The organism is Streptomyces flavofungini, assembly GCF_014650815.1.
Lineage (GTDB): Bacteria > Actinomycetota > Actinomycetes > Streptomycetales > Streptomycetaceae > Streptomyces > Streptomyces flavofungini.
The window spans coordinates 298,972-316,671 of record NZ_BMVR01000005.1 but is presented as its reverse complement, the minus strand read 5'-3'; the positions used below and the strand labels follow the sequence as shown (position 1 = coordinate 316,671).

General features: G+C 71.9%; 15 protein-coding genes. 8 read left to right on the top strand and 7 right to left on the bottom strand.

Going from position 1 to position 17,700, the window contains the following annotated elements; all coding sequences use genetic code 11:
• Positions 1 to 3 precede the first annotated feature (3 nt).
• On the bottom strand, positions 4 to 1,467 hold the full coding sequence (locus IE274_RS14840; RefSeq protein WP_190116181.1) for an NsdA family TPR-like regulatory protein: 1,464 nt from the start codon (positions 1,465 to 1,467) through the stop codon (positions 4 to 6).
• 197 nt (positions 1,468 to 1,664) lie between these two features.
• On the opposite strand from IE274_RS14840, the gene IE274_RS14835 reads away from it, so the two are divergent.
• The 6 genes from IE274_RS14835 (at position 1,665) to IE274_RS14810 (ending at position 5,815) form a co-directional block, all read left to right on the top strand.
• Positions 1,665 to 2,177 carry a hypothetical protein gene (locus tag IE274_RS14835; RefSeq protein WP_229909552.1) on the top strand — a complete coding sequence of 171 codons (513 nt, stop codon included), beginning with the start codon at positions 1,665 to 1,667 and terminating at the stop codon, positions 2,175 to 2,177.
• On the top strand, positions 2,174 to 2,356 hold the full coding sequence (locus tag IE274_RS14830; RefSeq protein ID WP_190116180.1) for a hypothetical protein: 183 nt from the start codon (positions 2,174 to 2,176) through the stop codon (positions 2,354 to 2,356). Before IE274_RS14835 ends, IE274_RS14830 begins: the two co-directional genes overlap by 4 nt.
• Positions 2,357 to 3,166: 810 nt before the next feature.
• A complete protein-coding gene (locus IE274_RS14825) occupies positions 3,167 to 4,399 on the top strand; it encodes a helix-turn-helix domain-containing protein (RefSeq protein ID WP_190116179.1) in 1,233 nt (410 codons plus the stop codon).
• Between the two features lie 413 nt (positions 4,400 to 4,812).
• Entirely contained in the window at positions 4,813 to 5,178 is a 366-nt protein-coding gene (locus IE274_RS14820; RefSeq protein ID WP_229909551.1) for a hypothetical protein, read from the top strand.
• A complete protein-coding gene (locus IE274_RS14815) occupies positions 5,175 to 5,354 on the top strand; it encodes a hypothetical protein (protein ID WP_190116177.1) in 180 nt (59 codons plus the stop codon). Before IE274_RS14820 ends, IE274_RS14815 begins: the two co-directional genes overlap by 4 nt.
• Complete coding sequence (locus IE274_RS14810; RefSeq protein WP_190116176.1) at positions 5,345 to 5,815, top strand: hypothetical protein; 471 nt, start codon at positions 5,345 to 5,347, stop codon at positions 5,813 to 5,815. Before IE274_RS14815 ends, IE274_RS14810 begins: the two co-directional genes overlap by 10 nt.
• Positions 5,816 to 6,730: 915 nt before the next feature.
• Here IE274_RS14810 and cas6e read toward each other — a convergent pair.
• From cas6e to IE274_RS40060, 6 genes are all read right to left on the bottom strand, one after another.
• Complete coding sequence (gene cas6e, locus IE274_RS14805) at positions 6,731 to 7,573, bottom strand: type I-E CRISPR-associated protein Cas6/Cse3/CasE (RefSeq protein ID WP_190116175.1); 843 nt, start codon at positions 7,571 to 7,573, stop codon at positions 6,731 to 6,733.
• 4 nt (positions 7,574 to 7,577) lie between these two features.
• Positions 7,578 to 8,462, bottom strand: a complete 885-nt coding sequence (gene cas5e / locus IE274_RS14800) for a type I-E CRISPR-associated protein Cas5/CasD (RefSeq protein ID WP_190116174.1) — start codon at positions 8,460 to 8,462, stop codon at positions 7,578 to 7,580.
• Positions 8,459 to 9,616, bottom strand: a complete 1,158-nt coding sequence (gene cas7e / locus IE274_RS14795) for a type I-E CRISPR-associated protein Cas7/Cse4/CasC (protein WP_190116173.1) — start codon at positions 9,614 to 9,616, stop codon at positions 8,459 to 8,461. The genes cas5e and cas7e overlap by 4 nt, the downstream gene beginning before the upstream one ends.
• Before the next feature lie 36 nt (positions 9,617 to 9,652).
• Positions 9,653 to 10,342 carry a type I-E CRISPR-associated protein Cse2/CasB gene (gene casB / locus IE274_RS14790; RefSeq protein ID WP_229909550.1) on the bottom strand — a complete coding sequence of 230 codons (690 nt, stop codon included), beginning with the start codon at positions 10,340 to 10,342 and terminating at the stop codon, positions 9,653 to 9,655.
• Between the two features lie 5 nt (positions 10,343 to 10,347).
• On the bottom strand, positions 10,348 to 12,132 hold the full coding sequence (gene casA, locus IE274_RS14785; protein ID WP_229909583.1) for a type I-E CRISPR-associated protein Cse1/CasA: 1,785 nt from the start codon (positions 12,130 to 12,132) through the stop codon (positions 10,348 to 10,350).
• Positions 12,133 to 12,280: 148 nt separating this feature from the next.
• Positions 12,281 to 15,301 (bottom strand): CRISPR-associated endonuclease Cas3'', encoded by a 3,021-nt coding sequence (locus IE274_RS40060; RefSeq protein ID WP_190116170.1) that lies wholly within the window; start codon positions 15,299 to 15,301, stop codon positions 12,281 to 12,283.
• A 157-nt stretch (positions 15,302 to 15,458) separates the two neighbouring features.
• Between IE274_RS40060 and IE274_RS14775 the strand changes: the two genes are divergently transcribed.
• Both IE274_RS14775 and IE274_RS14770 read left to right on the top strand, forming a co-directional pair.
• Positions 15,459 to 16,709, top strand: a complete 1,251-nt coding sequence (locus IE274_RS14775) for an RNA-dependent RNA polymerase family protein (protein WP_190116169.1) — start codon at positions 15,459 to 15,461, stop codon at positions 16,707 to 16,709.
• Between the two features lies 1 nt (position 16,710).
• Positions 16,711 to 17,685 (top strand): nucleotidyl transferase AbiEii/AbiGii toxin family protein, encoded by a 975-nt coding sequence (locus IE274_RS14770; RefSeq protein ID WP_190116168.1) that lies wholly within the window; start codon positions 16,711 to 16,713, stop codon positions 17,683 to 17,685.
• The last annotated feature ends 15 nt before the right edge of the window (positions 17,686 to 17,700 follow it).

Sequence of the window (17,700 nt, the reverse complement as noted above, 5' to 3'; positions counted from 1 at the left end):
TCGTCAGCTCGCCAACAGGCCGCGAACCCTATCCCGTGCTTCCCTCATGCCACGGTTCGCGTCTCGCCCCACGGTGTACGGGTACAACTCGCCAAGCAGATCGCGTACGCGTTTCGACTGCGTCCGCTCGGCGGCGTCGACTGCCCTGTGCGTCTGCGCGACACCTGAAGTGACGTCACCCATCAGGAAGTAGCACTCCGCGAGACCGACGTGGTCCAGTGCGTGACTGCGCCCCGCCTCCGCACCGCGATGTTCCAGAGCTGTACGGATCTTTCCGGCGGCCGTCTCGGCGTGCTTGCTCGCATCTTGCCGTGCGAGGTCGAGCAGCCGACCACCAGTGACCCCTGCGAGTTCGGCCTCGTCGAAGTAGGCAATCCAGAAGGGCGCATCAGCCCCCTTCGCGTCGTGAAGTACTTCGGCTGCCTGCAGGGTCGCGCGCTGGAACGCCGCTACACGTCCCATCGCGGCGTACGCCCACGCCTCACGGGTGTGGAGCATGGCCCGTACCTTGGGGCCGACCTTTCCGCGGGCGCCGTCCTGGGCCAGCCGAACAAGGTCACCCGCGTCCTTCGGACGGCCGCGACAGAGCATCTGGCGCGCCATCCCGGCGATCACATTCGTGCCGAACTCGACGTCGCCGGCGGCGTGTGCGGAGCGCAGGGCGAGCAGGTAGTACCTCTGTGCGTCCCGTTGCATGCCCGAGTCCCACGACATCGTCGCGGCCATGCCCGCGAGCTGCGCCATGACGCCGAGCAGACGTCGCTCGATCACCGACGTCTGATGACCGTCGAGCGCGTCCGACACCTCAGCGAGCTGCCCGATCACCGCCTTCCGACGCAGCCCGCCACCGTACGCGTGATCCCACTCTCGGAACTTGCGAGCTGTCGATTCGAGCTCGCCGCACTCCCGTGCACCAAGCCGCCCACGGGGCAGAGCAACGGGGACGGTGGCACTCTGCGCATCGAGAGGCAGGAGCCACCCTTCCAGGGGCTCGAGCAGAGCGGCTCCGCCTACTGCGGCTGCGGCGATCGCCTTCGACGCCGCGCGACGATCCATCACAAGGTCACTCCTGGTCATGCGCGTGGCCATGCTCACTGTGGTCTCGCGCCGCCATGGCATGTCGTCGATCTCGTCGACCGACGGTCCCTCGACGATTGTCTCCCGGGGTGCTTCTCCCCTCGACTCCCAAGGGCGTTCCGCGAGCCCGAGCAGCTTGCCGGGGATTCGTAACCCGTCGGCGATCCGCGAAACCACTTCGAAACTCGTGATCTGCTGTGCGCCGTTGATGACCTGCGACACCTTGCCGGGAGTCATCGAACACGCTGCCGCGATCTTGTTCTGAGAGATGCCACCGTACTTCTTGAGCAGCATGAAGGCAGCAGCGAAGTCGTGTTCCGCAAGGGCGCGCTGCACATCGACCCGTTCGAGGATTCCGGCGGGCAGCGGACCAGGGTTCGTGGCGTTCATGGCGGCAACTTCCGCAGCAGGGTAGGCACAGCGAAGCAAGATTCCACGAGTGGAACGAGTGTTTTACCGCCTCGGTAACACCCGCCGGTCATCCCGGAGTTGCACGCACGAGACGACCCTCGATGGGGAACGGAACAGACGACCCCGGCGACCGCGCGAACGGTCCCGGGGGCATGGCCGACCATTGAGGAGTCAACATGGGCGAGGCTATGGCCCCCACGCCAGGCCCGAGAAGCAGCGCGCGGGAGCAGGCACTCGACTGCGGCGCCATCGCCGCCTGGCTCGCGAGGGCCCATCCATCCCCCCGCGAGGCCGTCACCGAGTGGGCGAATCGAGGCGTCGCGCTACTGCCTCTCGGCGTGCGGTTCGACGCGGTACGCGTCCCGGCATCACGCATCCACCGCTCCGTGTGCAGCGAAGACCCGACGGCGGTAGCCCCTGCCCTCGACGACTGGCTCGGTGGTCCAGTCGTCCGCGACCTGCGGGCGTCCAGCGGCGACTACTACGTACTGGTGGCACCAGGAGCCGAGTGGAACGGCAAGGAGGAACGCCTCGGCAAGGGCAGCTTCCTCGTCGTCCCGCGCGTCGGGAACCTCTCGCTGATCACTCACTGGGTCGTGCCCCCGCGGTATCCCGGCAACCTGTGCTCCACCGCCCGCCTGCGCGCACTGCTCACGCTCGCCGAAGCGCTGAAGGCGACCGAGTCATGACGGTCGCCGACGACGTGACGGCGCACGCGGACGAGCTGTACCGGATCCACCTCCGCCACCTCGACGACTGCCAGACCTGCCGGACCCAGGACGACTGCGAACGGGGCACCCGGCTGCGCCGGGCCGTACGCGCTGCACGCCTCACGACCGACGCAAGGCCGCGACGAAGTACCACATAGCCTGCCCCGCCCAGCCCGACGGCCACCTTCCACACCCCTCGGGTTGGCGAGGCCTCACCAACCCACATCGCCCGCTGACAGGTTGCCCCACACCCCTACAGCAGCCCTACAGTTACGCCGACGTGGCGTCATCCGGCCTCCGGGCCGACTGGGAACAGTGCCTTGCCGGGCATGCGGCGATCTGAGGATGAATGGCCGATATGCCGATATCTCGCAAAGTAGGGAGAAACCGCGAAACGGCGACATGAAGCCGCAGGTCACGGCCTGTGGTCCCCGCGCGTGCGGGGGTGGTCCCGGTCTCCCGGCTTGACACGGGCTACGGGGTGAGTGGTCCCCGCGCGTGCGGGGGTGGTCCCGGAACTGGTCGTCTCGCCGCTCATGTACTCATGTGGTCCCCGCGCGTGCGGGGGTCTCACCGTTGCCCACTGGTTCTCGTACGCGGCGCGCGCCGAAGTTCCGCCCTGGCACGCTGCTGCCTCTCGTCGGGTACGACCCCCAACCGGCCACAGGCCTGTGCCTGGTACGTCTCCGAACTCAGACGAACCCCTAGGTCTGCGCGACCCCGATCGTGGGCGGGGCCGACGCGTACCTCCAATGGGTCCAGTCGTCCACGACCGCCGACTAGACGCGGGCCTCATCCAGCAGCTCGGCGACCGCTGCCAGCGCCGGTATCTGGCGGCGGACAGATCGGCGATGACCGACGCCAGACACCTCCGCCCTGCTCCGGGAGAGCGGAGCCGTTTCGTCACTCCCGCCCATTGACGTGAGCCGTACGCTGGCGAGACCGGCACCGCCAGACGAGGGGGCAGCATGGACATCCAGGACGACCTCAGCATCGGCGAGCGGATTCGGGTCCTACGCGAGTCGCGAGGTATGTCGCGCCCCGGTCTGGCGCAGCTCTGCGGACGAGGCCCCGACTGGTTGAAGAAGATCGAGTCAGGTGAACGCGACCTCGACTCGCACACGCTCCTGCTGCGGCTGGCCGCAGCGCTGCAGCTCTCGGATCTTTCCGTACTCACCGGACGCAACGACGGCCCCGCGCAGCCCGTCCCGGTCGGCCGTCTCGCCCACCCCGGTCTGCCCGCCATCTGGTCCGCCGTGATGAACCGGACGCTCGGCCCCTCCTCCGCCGCACCCACGGACCCCGCCCTGCTGCAAGGGCGGGCCGATCAGTCCTGGCGCCTGTGGCACCGCAGCGAGCGGAACCGCACTCAGGTCGGGTCCCTGCTACCTGATTTGATCCGCGACGGCGAAACGGCCGTGCGCGCCCTCGGCGGAGACGAGCGACGAGCTGCACTCGTGGCGCTCTCCGACATCTACCGTCTGACCGGGCAAGCCACCGCCTACATCGCTCCGCCAGAGCTTGCATGGGTCGTCGCGGACCGCGCACTCGCAGCAGCACAGGACGCGGACCAACCCGCCGCAATGGCGGCGGCGGCCTGGAACATGGGCAACATCCTCAGGGAAACCTCGTACCCCGAGGAGGCCTTGCGCGTCGTCACCGAAGCAGCAGACCTTCTCCGTCCCCACCTCGACGAGGCCCCCGAAGACTGGCGTGGCATCTACGGCGCGCTCCAACTGCACGCCGCGGTCACCGCCGCACGCGAAGCCCGAGAGGGAGACGCCTGGCGGTACTGGGACAAGGGAGACCAGGTCGCCAAGAGCCTGCCCGCCACCTACGTACACCCCTCGACGGTCTTCGGCCGGGCCAACGTCGACTTCCACGCCGTCTCGGTAGCAACCGATCTGAAGCTGTCCACCCGCGCCATCGGGCTCGCCGACGACCTCGACCCCGACACCATGCCGAGCCTGGAACGCAGGGCCCGGCTGTGGACCGAGGTTGCCCGCGGCCATCTTCAGCGCGGCGATCGCACCGCTGCCCTGCACGTCATGCAGATGGCCGTCGAGATCAGCCAGGAAACCGTGGCCTACACCCCGACCGCCCGCGGCGTCGCCGCCGACCTCTGGCGCTCCGCGCCGCGCGCGATGCGCAAGGACGCGGGGCGGCTCGCCGAGTCCGTAGGCGTGATGACCGGGAGCTGACCAGGGACAGCCGGGGACAGGGGGACAATCCGTCCCCCTTCCCGCACGTTCCGGGGCCTACGGTGCCCACCTCACTGAAGCCAGCGAGGGGGATACGCCATGCCTCTACCTGCCCGATTGCACGCCTCGCCCCGCCGTGACGAGCCGGTGTCCGTCGACACAGGGACCGGCGAAGTGCGTGTGCCGCTTGCCCTTTACGCGCTCGACGAGCACCGCGGGGACATCGAGCTCGTCCTGTCCCGAGTCGAGGGAACAACGCTCTCTGCCCTCCTCGCCGCGCACCTGCGCCCCCGTCCGCGGGCGGTGGGATGATGGACGGTCCCGATCGCGCGGCGATCCGCACTTGGCTCGCACGCGCCCACCCCTCCCCGCGCAGGGCCGAGGCTGACTGGGCAGACCACGGGGTCGCGCTGTTGCCTCTCGGCCAGCTCTTCGACGCGCTCCGCGTCCCGGCCTTCCACATCCACGCCGCCGTCGGGAGCGACAACCGGAAGACGGTCGGCGAGGCCTTGAACGACTGGCTGCACGGCCCCGTCATCCGCGACACCCGCACTGGCAGCGGCCTGTACTACGTGCTCATCCCTCCGGGCGCCGCGTGGGAGGGAGAGGCGGACCGACTCGGGGCGGGCGCGTACTTGGGTGTCCCGCGCGTGGGCACACAGGTCTCGCCGGTGACGTTCTGGGCTGTGCAGCCGGAGCGTCGCGGGCAGTTGTGCGACCCGGCGCACCTAGCCGCACTGCTCTCGACCGGCGAGACGCTGGAGGCGATCCAGCCGTGACCGCGACGGAGAGCGCCGCTTCGCGCGCGGACGAGTTGTACCGGATCCATCTCCGCCACCTCGACGACTGCCCTGTGTGCCGTGAGTGCGTCGAGTGCGGCAAGGGCTTCCGCCTGCGCCGGGCCGTGCGCGCGGCCCGGCTCGCCGCCGACAGGGGGCGGCCGCGGTGGACGTGACCGACGCGGCCGAGGCCGTACGAGCCTTCCTCGTACCCGCCCCGAGCACCCTCACCATCGAGCAGCGGTGGGGCAACGCCTGCGTCTGGTGCCCGCAGACGATCCTGCCCGGCCAGGGTGTGAACCTCGGCGGCACCGACGACTGCCACCCGCACGCCTGCCCACCGTGCCACGAGGACCAGGCTGCGGCTCTGGCCGCGTACCTCGACTGGAACGAGCACGTCTCGCACTGCACGATCTGCCGGACAGGCCCGTGCGATACGACCCTGACCATGAAGCACGCGACCATGCGGGCGCGGGAGCACGCAGGATGGGGAGCGGCCTACTGCGCGTCCTGCCAGAAGACATTCGGGCCCGGCGAGGGGTTCATGCCGCACGTCTGGCTCGGGACGTCCCGCGTAGTGCTCTCCCTCGTACACACCGGCCCGTGCGCGTTGCCCCAGGTCCCCGATAAGTACTGAGGTCCCCCGATGGACAAATGACGACCGACGGAGCGGCGCGAACGATAGGAATAGGGTTGCCTGAGCTGTAAGGCCGACGACAATTCCTGTTGGCTGGCTGGCACATGCCCTACGCACGCAGGGTGCATGGATTTGTGATTACAGGAGCGAAATGCCGGTATCACAAGAAGTGAAGAGAAACTGGCTAGCCGTAGCATAAAACCGCAGGTCGCGGCTTGCGGACCCCGCGCGTGCGGGGGTGGTCCCCAGTGGTCGAGGTAGCGGCGCCACCGGTATTCGTGGTCCCCGCGCGTGCGGGGGTGATCCCTGGGAGTGGAAGCCGTACCCGGGGTCGTTGTGGTGGTCCCCGCGTGCGGGCATGTCCCCGGTGCCGGGCTACCTGGTTCGGGGGAAGTGACGGCGGGCGGGCGAGGACGTCTGCCCTCCACTTGTCACCCGCCGACCATCACTCCCGGCCGTGACTCCTGGTAGAGCCACGTCCACACCGCACGCCGACAGCGTGCGCAGCCCCGCGAAGCGGGGACCACCTTGTCGATTTGATCGAGAAGGGACCACCCCTGATGTGCTCAGGGACGCCACAAGCATCATGCCGCACCCTCTTCCACATGCACGAGCCGTGTCTATGTGCGGACGTACGGCAACCACCGTGCTTCCACTACGACTTACCGGATTGGGTCCTGCCTGCCACGGTCTCCGGCCCTACGGTGAGAGCACAACTTCTCTATCAAGCAGGGCCCAGGAGCTGTGAGTGGCATGGCGAAGCACGAGAAACGATCCAAGTCCCGTGAGCTGAACTTGAAGGTCCCGCTGCCTCACCTCCCGCTCTGGAGCTTTGTGCCCAGCAGCGCCTTCGGTGTCTGGACCACGCAGGTGGAGATGGACACCACCACCGTGTGGGCGCAGACGGTCCTCTGTTCAGTCGCCATGGTCTGCGAAACGTTCAGGACCGTGTTCCGTGGCCGCTGGGCTTGACGACCCCTCGGCGGATTGACCGGCGGGCTTGGACGGCGCCAGCGTCAGCAGCCCGCAGCCGTAGGCCTTGGCTGGGCCTATGCCGTTCAGGAGGTGGTGGGTGAGGGCGTCGGGGTCGGTGATGTGGAGGCGGCCCTCGAAGGTGACGGTGTGGATGGTGAGTTGGGGGCCGCGGCCGTTCTTGGCGAAGGTGCGGCGGTGGCGGGCTGTGATGCGTACTTCTCGGGGAGCCGGGTGGGGGGTGTCCTCGGGGTTCAGGCCGGGGGCCGGGGGGTCGGTGCGGGATTCGGGGACGGTGAAGCCCCAGCGGTCGGTGCGCTGGAGGAACCAGAGGAGCTGCGCGGACGCCGTGCGGTGCGCCATGCGGAAGCCGCGGCGGCGGGCGGGGTTCTCGGTGGCGGACATGCGCTTGCGCTGGGTGGGGGTGGGCGAGGTGGGCGTCGGAGAGTTCTGCACGGGGTTCGCGGTGAGGCGGAACGAGAACTCCCGGCCCGGGGTGAGGTGGGTGAGCAGGGGCGCGTAGTCGCGGACCAGGGCGTGTTCGCCGTCCGCGTCCGGCCAGCCCGCGCGCTCCACGATGTGCGACCAGTCGGGCCGGGCGCGGGTCAGGACGACCAGGTGGGGGCGGTGCGGGTCGTCGGAGTCGAGCCGCCACAGCGGCCGTTCGTCGCTCGCGGCGCCCGGCAGGCCGCCCATGACGGCACCGTGCACGGCGTGCGGGCTCGCCAGGTAGCGACGGCTCTCCGCGCGGAGCGGATTGATGCGGATGCGGGACAGGTACGGCATCGGGTCACCGGCCCAGGAGTTCGAAGGGGTCGTGTCCGTTCTCGTCCGTCTCGAACTCCGTGGGGGCGTCGGGGTCCGCGAAACCGGTCGGGATCCGCAACCATTCACGGCGCACCCGGCGGCCCGCGAACGCGCGGTCGTGCGGGTCGAAGGAGAGCGGTACGTCCCGCAGGACGTCGTCACCGTCGGCGTGCTCCAGGGTCGCCGAGCAGGCCAGCGTCGCGGGGTGGAAGGGGCCGTCCAGGCCGCGACGGCGGCCCAGCTTGTAGGCGTAGCTCTGCCGCGCCCGCTGCGACGCCTGCCAGGGCAGCGCGTGCAGCACGCCCTCCAGGTCCCCCTCCTCGACGCCGAGGACGAGCGGCTGGGTGGGTGGGCACGAGCGGCGGCCGAGCGCGAGCGGGAAGTGGGGTGCCCGCACGGCACCGTCGAGCCGGTCGAGCAGGTCGCGGGGGCCTTCCAACGCGGCGACGAACAGCGCGTCCTGGAGGTAGTACCGCGTGGTGACGTGCGTGTACTTGGCCGGTGAGGTGGGCCGCTGCACCCCCTTGGCGGAGACCCCGGCCTGGGGCAGCGGCCTGCCGCGGAAGTCGCTGACGACGTGGTAGTCCCGCAGCAGGGTGCCCGGCACATCGGCCCGTACCCCCATGCGCAGCGTCAGCAGTTCGTCCAGTGCCGCTCCCCGGGGCAGCCCCAGGGCCGCCGCGAGCAGTCCGGTCACGCCGGATTTGGTGGGCTCGGACTTCGTCTCCCGTACGTTGAACGCTCCCTGCGCGCCCCAGGACTGCAGGGGCCCGGCCAGACGCAGGACGAGAACGGCCCGGTCGCCGGCCGGGACAGGCCGGGCGGCGTGACCGTCGGGCGCGGCGAGCCCGGGCTCCTCGGGCGTCATCGCCCGGCCTCGCCGATCGCCGTGGACAGGTGCGCGTCCAGGCCGTCAAGCAGCGCGGGAAAGCCGACAGCCGAGCCGAAGGCGTCTTCGAGCCGCCGTGCCGTCTCGCCGCGGAAGGCGTGGCAGACCGCGCTGAAGGCGGGGGTGTCGCCCCACCGGTCGACGGCGGTGCGGTGCTCCTCGGCCAGCCGCCGGGCGGACTCGGCGGCGATGCCGGTTGCGCCGGACGCGGGGGTGACCGGCTCCTCGTAGGCCGTGACGAGGTTGACGGGTTGGTCGGGCCGGACGACGACGGAGACCAGGCTGGGCAGGGTCTGGTGAGCGAAGGAGTTGCGGTAGCCGCCCGGCACGGACCGGGCGAAGGACGTGACGAACTTCCGGATCCCGTCGACGGCGGCCGCGTCGTCGCCGAGGTTCCTCCGGAGCTGGTGCAGGCCCACGCTGGCATACCGGTAGAGCGTCGCGGAGTTGAAGCCGATGGTGCCGATCATTCCGGCGCCGGGCTCCCGCTCCTCCTCGGCGCGGTCGTCGACAGCGGTGAAGTAGTCGAACTCCAGGGTCACGGAGTGGGTGGAGAGGGCGTGGGCGACCTGGACGGCGGCGTCCACGCGCAGCGCGGCGATGTCGGCCACCATCCGCCCGAAGAGCGCCACGTCCAGCGAGTGCCCGGAGCTGAACTTCTCTTGCACCGGCAGCTTTTCGACCTCGGCCAGCAGATCCTTCTCGTCGAGGGCGGCGAGTTCGGCGGCGCGGTCGCCTACGAGCCCCGCGACGTTCTCCAGCTGGCTGCGTCCGTAGAAGAGCAGGTAGGCCGTGTCGCCCTTCTTCCGGCCCGCGCTGATCTTCAGCGGTGCCAGCAGGGCGTCCGCGAGCCGGCCCGCGGGTTCCTCGGCCAGGTCCGTGCGGTCCTTGAGGATGTCGGTCAACGCGCCGGCGACGCGGCGGGTGCGGGTCGCGAGGTCGTGGGCGGGCATGTGCTCGGTGAAGTGCATGCGGGTGGCGCGTTTCCACGCCTGCGAGGAGATGCGGGACCGGCGCGTACCGCCGTAGTAGGCCTCTTTGGGGTTGCCCTGGTCGTCGCGGTTGAGATTGGCCGGGGGCACGGTCTGCAGGATGTGTACGTCGACGTAGAGGCGGGGCGGGAGGAACGTCACGATGGGCTCCGGTCGGGTCGGGCGGGTCGGTGGAGGTCAGGCGCCGGACGACGCTCCGCGGGCGCCGGGTGCCGGGGTGCCCGCTCCGGTGGCGCCGCTGTCGTCAGCCGGGCCCTGGTCGGCCCCGTTCTGCTCGCCGCGCGTGTAGTAGGCGAGGGCCCATCTGCGGCGCACCCACTGCCGTCGCTCCGCCTGCGACCACTGCCGCAGATCGCGCGCGAGCTGGTCGTAGTCCAACGGAATTGCCTGGCCCCGAAGTTGGGTGACGAGGCCGCGGAGCCGGTACAGCAGGGCGGGCACGGATGTGGTGGTCGCCGCGGTCTCGACCCTGCGGTCGAGGGCGCTGTCGAGGAACTTCTCGCTGTCGCGGAGCCTGCGCAGCGCCGCACCGAGGTTGACGCCCTTCTTGTGCATGGGGCGCTTCTGGCTCTGCTGGTGCAGGCCGTAGAGAGTCAGCGCCCCGTGCTCGGCGACGAGTTCGGGCGTGAGCTCGCCGTCGGTCTCCGCGGCGTAGTACGGCCAGAGCGCGATCACCGATCCGGCCGGCTGGCCGAGCCCCGACCGCAGGTCCGCCAGCTCCTCACCGGGAGGCCCGTTCTTCCCCACCAGTGGCTTCCAGGTGCCGTCGGCACGGAGGTGGCGGCGCCAGTAGGGGACCGGGGGGCGCCGCTCGGTGCTCTCCGCCTCGGCGGGCGAGGTGGACGCAGGGGGCGAAGGGTTGGTCACGGTGGTCACTGCTCCGGAGTCGGATGGTCATCGGACGCGGGCGGCCGCCGTGCCTGGAGGTGGGCGGCCCGGCGGAACAGGATCGTGCGGAGGTTGGCTCGGAAGAACGTCTCCGCGGTGCTCAGCCGGGCGAACCGGGGCTGGCCGTCCTTGCCCTTCACCTCCCGACCGGCGAAGGCGGCCGCCATGTCGGTCGCCGAGAGCAGGTCGTCGGCGATCCTCCAGGCCTCCCGGTGGGCCCGCTCCTCCCAGGCCAGCAAGCCCTGTTCGGTGCGGTCGAAGTCCTCGTCCCCGACGTCCCGGAGGCCGACGAGGAGGCGCCGAACCAGCGGGTCGAGGGCGTGCAGCAGCGTCTCGCCCGGGTACTGCCAGGTCCCCGGGGCGGCGGCGGGCGCGCCGACCGCGCGACGCAGCTCGGCGGAGAGGGCGTTGACGGCCCTGGCGAGTTCCTCGGCCTGTTCGACCACGCCGAGGACGGCGCCGCGGATGTCGCTGTCGGGGCGCAGGGCGGCGAGGGGCAGCGGGATCTCGTCGTGGTAGGCGTCCTCGATGTTGCCGAGTTTTGTGCCGTAGCGGATGCCGGTGAGCTCCACCTGGGCGCCGTAGCCGCCGGGCAGGCTGTCGCCGACGTCGACGAGCTGGCTGAGCAGGATGCTGGTGTGGAGGCCTTCGGCCCGCTCGGTGGCGTGCTGGTCCACGGTGGACCTGCGGACGGCGAGGAGCGCGTCGAGTCCGCGCCAGGCCGCCCGCCCGCTCCGGTGGCGCACGGGACGGAAGTGCGCGTGCTCCCCCTGCCGGTCGCCGCTCCGCGCGGTCCGCCGGGAGCGGGTACGGGCGCTGTCGACGTGCCAGGAGGTGTGCGGCTCGATGTCCATGTCGGGGAGCAGCCGATCGCCCGCGGCTACGACGGCCCGGGATACGCGCAGTTCGCCGCGGGTCGTGCGTTCGGGCACGAGGCGTACGCGGCGCGACTGCCAGGTCCACACGTCGAGCAGCCCCATGCCGGATCGCTCAGTCCAGACCGGCGTCGCGCAGGAGAGGGTCTCCGCCGCCTCTCCGTCCTTGGCGCGACGCCGCCACTGGGGGAGGTCGTCCTTGCGGGGGTTCCTGCCGTACGGGATGTTGAGCAGCAGGGTCTCGTACACCGTGGTGCCGAGCGGCATGACGACGCCGAGCTGCCCGAGGGGCCCGACGGGGTTGCCCGTCGTCTTGCCCGCCTTCACGTTCGGGTCTCCCGTCGCACCCGTCTTGATCGCGCCGGTGTCCCAGCAGTGGACGTGCAGCAGCCAGCGGGCCGCCTGTGCCGGGGTCAGCGCCAGCGGGTCGCCCTCGGTGCGGGAGGAGAACAGCGGCACGTTGTTGCCCAGGGCCGCGGTGGCGACCAGTACGGCGGCGCCTTTGGTGGCGTCCCCGGAGGTGGTGAGGCCGGGGACCTGGGCGAAGGGGTCGTCCGGGGAGAAGAGGTCGAAGAGGTGGTGGTGGGCGTCGAGATAGGCGGTGAGCCGTTCGCGTTCCTCGGCGCCGAACCGCCCGGCCGTGAACATGCGCCCCCACGCCATGGCGTCCTCGGGGGAGCCGAGGGCGTCCACCACGAGGGGAAGCAGCAACTGCCGGTAGATGGCGGGGCGTTGAGTAGGGGCGTCGACCAGGAGTTCCGCATGGTCGTGGGCGTCGAGCAAAAGCTCACGGACGCTGATCTCGTGCGGGCGGGCGGAGAGTTGCCCCCCGTCCCGACTGACGGCCGGACGGTCCCGCACCGGCAGCCACGGCTCATCCAGCAGGTTCCACAACGCGCATCCCCCTCGACGCGACCGTCTCCACCCCGTCCGGACCACGGACGTCAGCCAGCTTTTCACACCGGAATCGCATACAGCGGGTGAACAGTCGATTTCCCGGACGGCCCGCTGAGGCTCCCCGGGAAAGGGCAGCGACACCGCCCTAGGGCCCGCCCACGGCACCCTCGTCGACCAGGCCCAACTCGGCGTCGTACCGCAGTCGGCGCCCTTGAAGGACGACGCGGTGCCGCACATCCAGCACCAGCGCCCGACGAATGCTGAGCCGCGGCTCGACCTCCGCCGTCTTCCCCCGCTCCCCCCGCTCCTTCTTCCGCTTCCGCCACGCGGGCAGCGGGTGCAGGACGGCTGGGTGCAACGGCGCGTACTCAGCGGGGAGCTCGAGCGTGTGGGTGAGGAGGTCGTCGATGCGATCAGGGGGTACGTGGCCGTCGGTGCCCAGCGGCATTCCCTCCATCGTGCGGTAGGCGCCGCCGTCCCGTACGACCACCACGGCCTCGCTCGGCGGTCGTTCGCCGCGCACCAGAGCCGACAGGCCCCGGCCGCCCCGGAGGACGGGGGCCGCCACATAGTGCAGCCCGGCGAGAGTGCCGCCCTCGTCGCCGCCTCGCCGGGACAGCAGCAGGCGGCGGGCCTGGTCGGCGCGTTTTCTCCGGACGTCGCGCCACTGCCTCCGGGCGGCCTCCTCGGCGGGGCGCCACGCGGTCGGGAGGCCGGAGGCGTCTCCGTATCCGGCGGCCACCAGGTCCGGGATGCGCCGGGGCAACGTCCAGGGCCCGTCGGCGCCGTGGGCGGCGAGGACCAGGTGGGCGGCCATCAGGAGCGGGTGGCGTCCGTACCGCTCCTCGCACGCGGGCAGGAAGCCGGGCGGGCCCGGGGAGCCGTCCGCGGTGCCCTCCGGTGCGTCGGCGGTACTCATGCCGGTGACCAGAACACGCGGTGCGCGCAGGCGGGCGGGGCGCACGCGGCGCGGGTCGCGGTGCAGTCGGCCGATCCGCTGCAGGAGCAGGTCGATGGGGGCGGGGTCGGTGACCAGCAGGTCGACGTCCACGTCGAACGCCTCCTCGGCGACCCTCGTGGCAACCACCAGCAGACGGTGCGGCCCCTCGCCGGTGGCGCGCGGGGAGAGGGCGCGCAGGCACAGGTCCGTGCGCAGGGCGCGGTCCCGCGCGGTCATGTGCTCGTGCAGCAGGACGACTTCGTCCGGGTCGAAGCGCTCCCGCAGTGACCGGTAGAGGCTCTGGGCGCGCTCCCTCGTGTCGCGGATCACCAACACGCGCCCGCCGTCGGCCAGTTCCTCCGCGAGACGTGCGGTGAGCGCCGCGTCGGCCGCCTCCACGCCCGTCTCCGTCGCCACGTCCTCGGGGAGTACGTCGACGGTGTACGCCCGGTCCGCGAGGAAGCTGTCACAGATCCGCACCGTCGGAGAGCCGGGTGCCGCCTCGCCGTCGAGCGGGGCGTGGACCGCAGTGACGCGGGCGCATCCCGCCGGGCCGGGGAGCCCTTCGCCCCCGGGCGCCTCACTCCCTGACCTCTCACTCCCAAACCCCTCGCCCCCCGGCTCCTCGCGACCAGTCGCGCCCGCGAGGTACGCGTCCGCCAGCCCCCGCCGCTGCTCCGCCGCCAGCGTCGCCGACAGGAGCACCACCGGCACCCGGGCCTGCCCGAGCCAGCGCAGCGCCTCCTGGAGGAACTGCGAGCCGTGGACGTCCGTCGCGTGCACCTCGTCCAGGACGACGACCTTGCCCAGCAGCCCGGCCATCCGCATCGACGCCCAGTTGCCGCGTGCGGCCGCGTACAGCAACTCGTCGTAGGAGCTGACCACGAACGGGCACAGCAGTCCGCGCCCCGTGCCGAAGAAGAAGTCCGCCGGGCTCTGCCCACCGTCGTCCCCCTCCGCCCTGTCGCCGTCCTCCTCCCCACCACCGTCCCGCGCCCGCCCGGCGCGGCCGTCCCCGCGCCCGGCATCCGCGCGCTCCCCGCAGTCGCCCAGCGCCGCCGCGCGCTGCGCCGCGGTCGCGTGGTGCAGCGCGGTCCACTCGGGGGCGAAGTTGTGCCACAGGTGCAGCAGGGCGACCTGGGCGCCGAGCCCTTCGCCCGTGGCCTGCGCCCATTCCTTGACCTCGCGGAACAAGGGATCGGCCGTCGCCCAGCGCGGCATGCCGACGAACACGCCGTCGAAGCCGAAGCGGGCCGCCATGATCTCCGCCGTCAGCAGTCCCGCCCGGGTCTTGCCCTCCCCCATGGGGGCCTCGACGATCAGCACCCCGGGGGCGGGCATCGTACGGGCCACCTCGGTCGCCAGCCGCTGGACGGGCCGTGGCGGCTCTCCGTACCGCCGCTCGAAGACATCGTCGTCGGGCACGGGAAGGTCCTCCCAGGCGCGGCGCCGGCCCAGTTCCCGCCATGCCGTGGCGGCACGCTCCCGCGCCCCGCGGAGCGTCACCTTCGCGGGGTCGTCGACGCCCTTGAAGTAGCGGGGACTGCTGGCCATCTGGTCGGCCATCGCGACGAGACCCGCGAGGTGCAACTGGAGGGCACGGGAGGGGACTTCACTGGGTACGAGTCGCTCCACGCGCTCCAGTCCGAGGAGTTCGCCCACCCGGCGCAGCAGGGCCCGCTGGACCTCGGGCCAGCGTCCACCGCCCTCGGCCTGGCCGCGCGCGGGCGGGGGCGGCTTGATGGCGCTGGCCAGCGGAAAGAAGCCATGATGCCCAGCGACCAGCGGCCAGACCCAGGCCACGTGCTCCGCGGGCCAACGCGCCTCGGCCAGGAACCGTTTCACGAGATGTGCGCCCGCGTGCTGGTGCGACCACCCGTACCGCCCGACAGTCGGTTCGTGCCAGCTCAACCCGGCTTCCCTGACAGCCTTCGCCACCGAGGGATGCTTGCCCTGCCAGGCCGGTGTCGCCTTGCCCAGGTCGTGCAGAGCCCCGAGCCACATGAGCAGTTCGCGCCCCCGGCCGGGCCCTCCGGCCGTCCGGTCGAGCAGGTCGCGGGTGGCGCGCGCGAGGAAGTCCTCCCAGACGCGCTCCGCGACAGCCGCCGTGTCGAGGAGGTGGGACAGGAGCAGGTTCTCCGTCCCGCCCGCGTGGCAGGCGGTCTTGCCGCGCAGGGCCCACATCATCCGCTCGATGTCGCCGTCGCGCCCGTCGCCCCCGTCCACACCGTTGCTCCCGTCTCCCGCGCCTTCCTCGCCCCGTCGACCGTCTCCGCACCCCGCGTCACCATCGCCCACAACTCCCCCTCACCCATGCCCTGTTGCCTCCTCAAGGAAAGCCTGCCACCACGGCCCCCGCCGCCGTCTGTGTCATCCTGCTGCCATGACGGACGACATGCCCCCGGACGGCCGGGCGCTGACCGCCGCCTTCGACGGAGACCTGCTCACGGAGTACGTGCCCGACGCGCTCGGCGCCGCCGATGTCCGCCGTCGGCTCGCCCTCGGTCGGCCGCTGGACGACGGGGCACTCGAGCCGCTCCACGTCGGGCGACTGCGCGTCCCCCTCACCAGGCGCGCGGAGACCGTACCGGTCGTCTCCTGCGCCGCACGGGCCCGGCTGCTCCTGCTCACCGAGGAGGCCCTGGCCGGGCACGCGCCACGCCCCGAAGTGTTCAGCTACCGCTCGCTGGGCTGGGAGTACCGCCCCGCCTACCAGGCCCGGCAGCGGCACCTCCGGACCCTGGCCGCCCGGCCCGAACTGCCGCTGGTCCTGGTCCTCGACGTCCACCGCTTCGGCCGGTCCCTGCCGCTTGCCACCCTCCGCCGCGCGCCCTGGATGACGGAACGCCTCGCCGGAGCACTCACCGCCCTGCACGGCGCCGCGGGCCGCAGCCTGCTGCCCGGTCACCGCTGGTCCAACCGGCTCGCCACGGCCGCACTGGCCCCGCTGGACGACACCGTGGCCGCCCTGGCACCGGGCCGCTGGGCTCGCTGGGGCGACGACCTCCACATCTTCGTACGCGACCACGCCGAGGCCGACGGCATCCGCGCCGCAGTGGTGACCGCCCTCCAGGAGCTCGGGCTGCGGCTGTCGGCGGAGAAGAGCACCGTCACCGCCCCGGCCGCTGTGCTCGCCGGGCCCGCCCGTGTCATCGACGGCCACCCGGCGGAGGTCTGGCGGACCGGCCTGGCCGCCGACGATGTCACCGCGCTCCGCTACGCGCTGCCCCGCACCCCGCCCGACGAGGCCGTCTCCCGGACCCTCGTCGGCGCCGTCCGGGACCGGCCGGTACTCCTCCCCCGCGCCGTGCACTACCTCGACCTCGCCGCGGGCACGGCCGCCGGTCGGGCCGCCGCGCAAGAGCTGCTGCGCACCGCGGCGGCCGACGCGTTCACCGCCGCTCGCGTCCTGGCCCTCGCCGGGCGGCATCCGGACCTCGCCGCCGAAGTGCCCGACGCGTTGCTGGCGGTGGCGTACGACTCCGGGTTCGTCCCGCTGTGCGAACTCGCCTTCCGGGTCGACGTGTCGCGCGGCCGCGGCGACAGGCCCCCGCCCTCGACACGCATGCGGGACCTGCGAACTGCCGACGGTCTCTCCCCACGCCAACAGCCACAGGTCTCTACGCTGTTGTGACATGGAGACGGAGGAACGACGCACAGGGATATCGAGGGCGTCGGGAACGGCCGATGCGACGGGGACTTCGGACGCGTCAGGCCCTTTCGGCTCCACGACCGCCGACGTCTGGCACTCCCGCCCCCTCGCGGACCGCCACCATCTGACGGCCCTGGCCGTCGTCCTGCACTGCTTCCGGCAGGCTCTCGAACCGGGCAGCTGGTATCTCAAGGGCTCCGCGGCGCTGGCCGCCTGGATAGGTGCGGCGGCCCGGCTCCCGAACGACCTCGACCTGGTCGTACCGGACGACGCGGGCCGTCGGCTGCTGGCGTCGGGCACCCTGCCGCCCGGCCCGCGCGGGGAGTCGGTGCGTGTGACACGCCACGAGCCGGTGGTGTTCAGCGCGGGCGCGAAACCCCCGGTGCACCGGGCCCTTGTGGCCGTCGACGGGCCTGAGGCGCTGCCGCCCGTGCTCCTGGGCCTGGTCCTCGTACCGGAAACCGACGCGGGCGACGCCGAGCGCGTCACGCCGCTCGACTTCCCCGGGCCGACGGGAACGGTCACCGTGCCGTCGGTGACCGGGTACCGGTTCCTGACGCAGAAGCTGTTGCGCTACGCGCGGCAACGCAGCGGCGGCCGCGTCAACACACACTGGTGGGACCTGAGCGACATGCTCCTCGCCGCGGCTCACCCCGACTTCCCCGAGCTGCGGTTGGGCGAGCTGCGCCGGGATCTCGCGACCGAGGTGGCAGGCCGTGGCCTGGCTCTCCCGGACCGTCTCCCCGCACCGCCCACCGAGTGGCTCGACTTCTGGGACACGGCGACGTTCGCGCACGGGCTGCCGTTCGGCCGACTGCCCGAGGCGGCGGAGCGGCTGTCACACTTCTGGGAGCCCGTGCTGCGGGGCGTGGAACCCGGGGCCGGGGAGAGCGGGGACGCGGCGGACCGGGCGGACGCGGCCTGGACACCGGATGCGTGGGGCTGGGTCGGCCCCTGACGCGTTCCGCGCCGT

Excerpts from the sequence above, each read along its gene's own strand:
- IE274_RS14770 (WP_190116168.1), top strand. The coding sequence starts at position 16,711 with ATGGAGACGGAGGAACGACGCACAGGGATATCGAGGGCGTCGGGAACG.
- cas5e (WP_190116174.1), bottom strand. The coding sequence starts at position 8,462 with ATGACGCCCGAGGAGCCCGGGCTCGCCGCGCCCGACGGTCACGCCGCC.
- IE274_RS14775 (WP_190116169.1), top strand. The coding sequence starts at position 15,459 with ATGACGGACGACATGCCCCCGGACGGCCGGGCGCTGACCGCCGCCTTC.
- IE274_RS14830 (WP_190116180.1), top strand. The coding sequence starts at position 2,174 with ATGACGGTCGCCGACGACGTGACGGCGCACGCGGACGAGCTGTACCGG.
- IE274_RS14840 (WP_190116181.1), bottom strand. The coding sequence starts at position 1,467 with ATGAACGCCACGAACCCTGGTCCGCTGCCCGCCGGAATCCTCGAACGG.
- cas6e (WP_190116175.1), bottom strand. The coding sequence starts at position 7,573 with ATGCCGTACCTGTCCCGCATCCGCATCAATCCGCTCCGCGCGGAGAGC.
- IE274_RS14825 (WP_190116179.1), top strand. The coding sequence starts at position 3,167 with ATGGACATCCAGGACGACCTCAGCATCGGCGAGCGGATTCGGGTCCTA.
- IE274_RS14835 (WP_229909552.1), top strand. The coding sequence starts at position 1,665 with ATGGGCGAGGCTATGGCCCCCACGCCAGGCCCGAGAAGCAGCGCGCGG.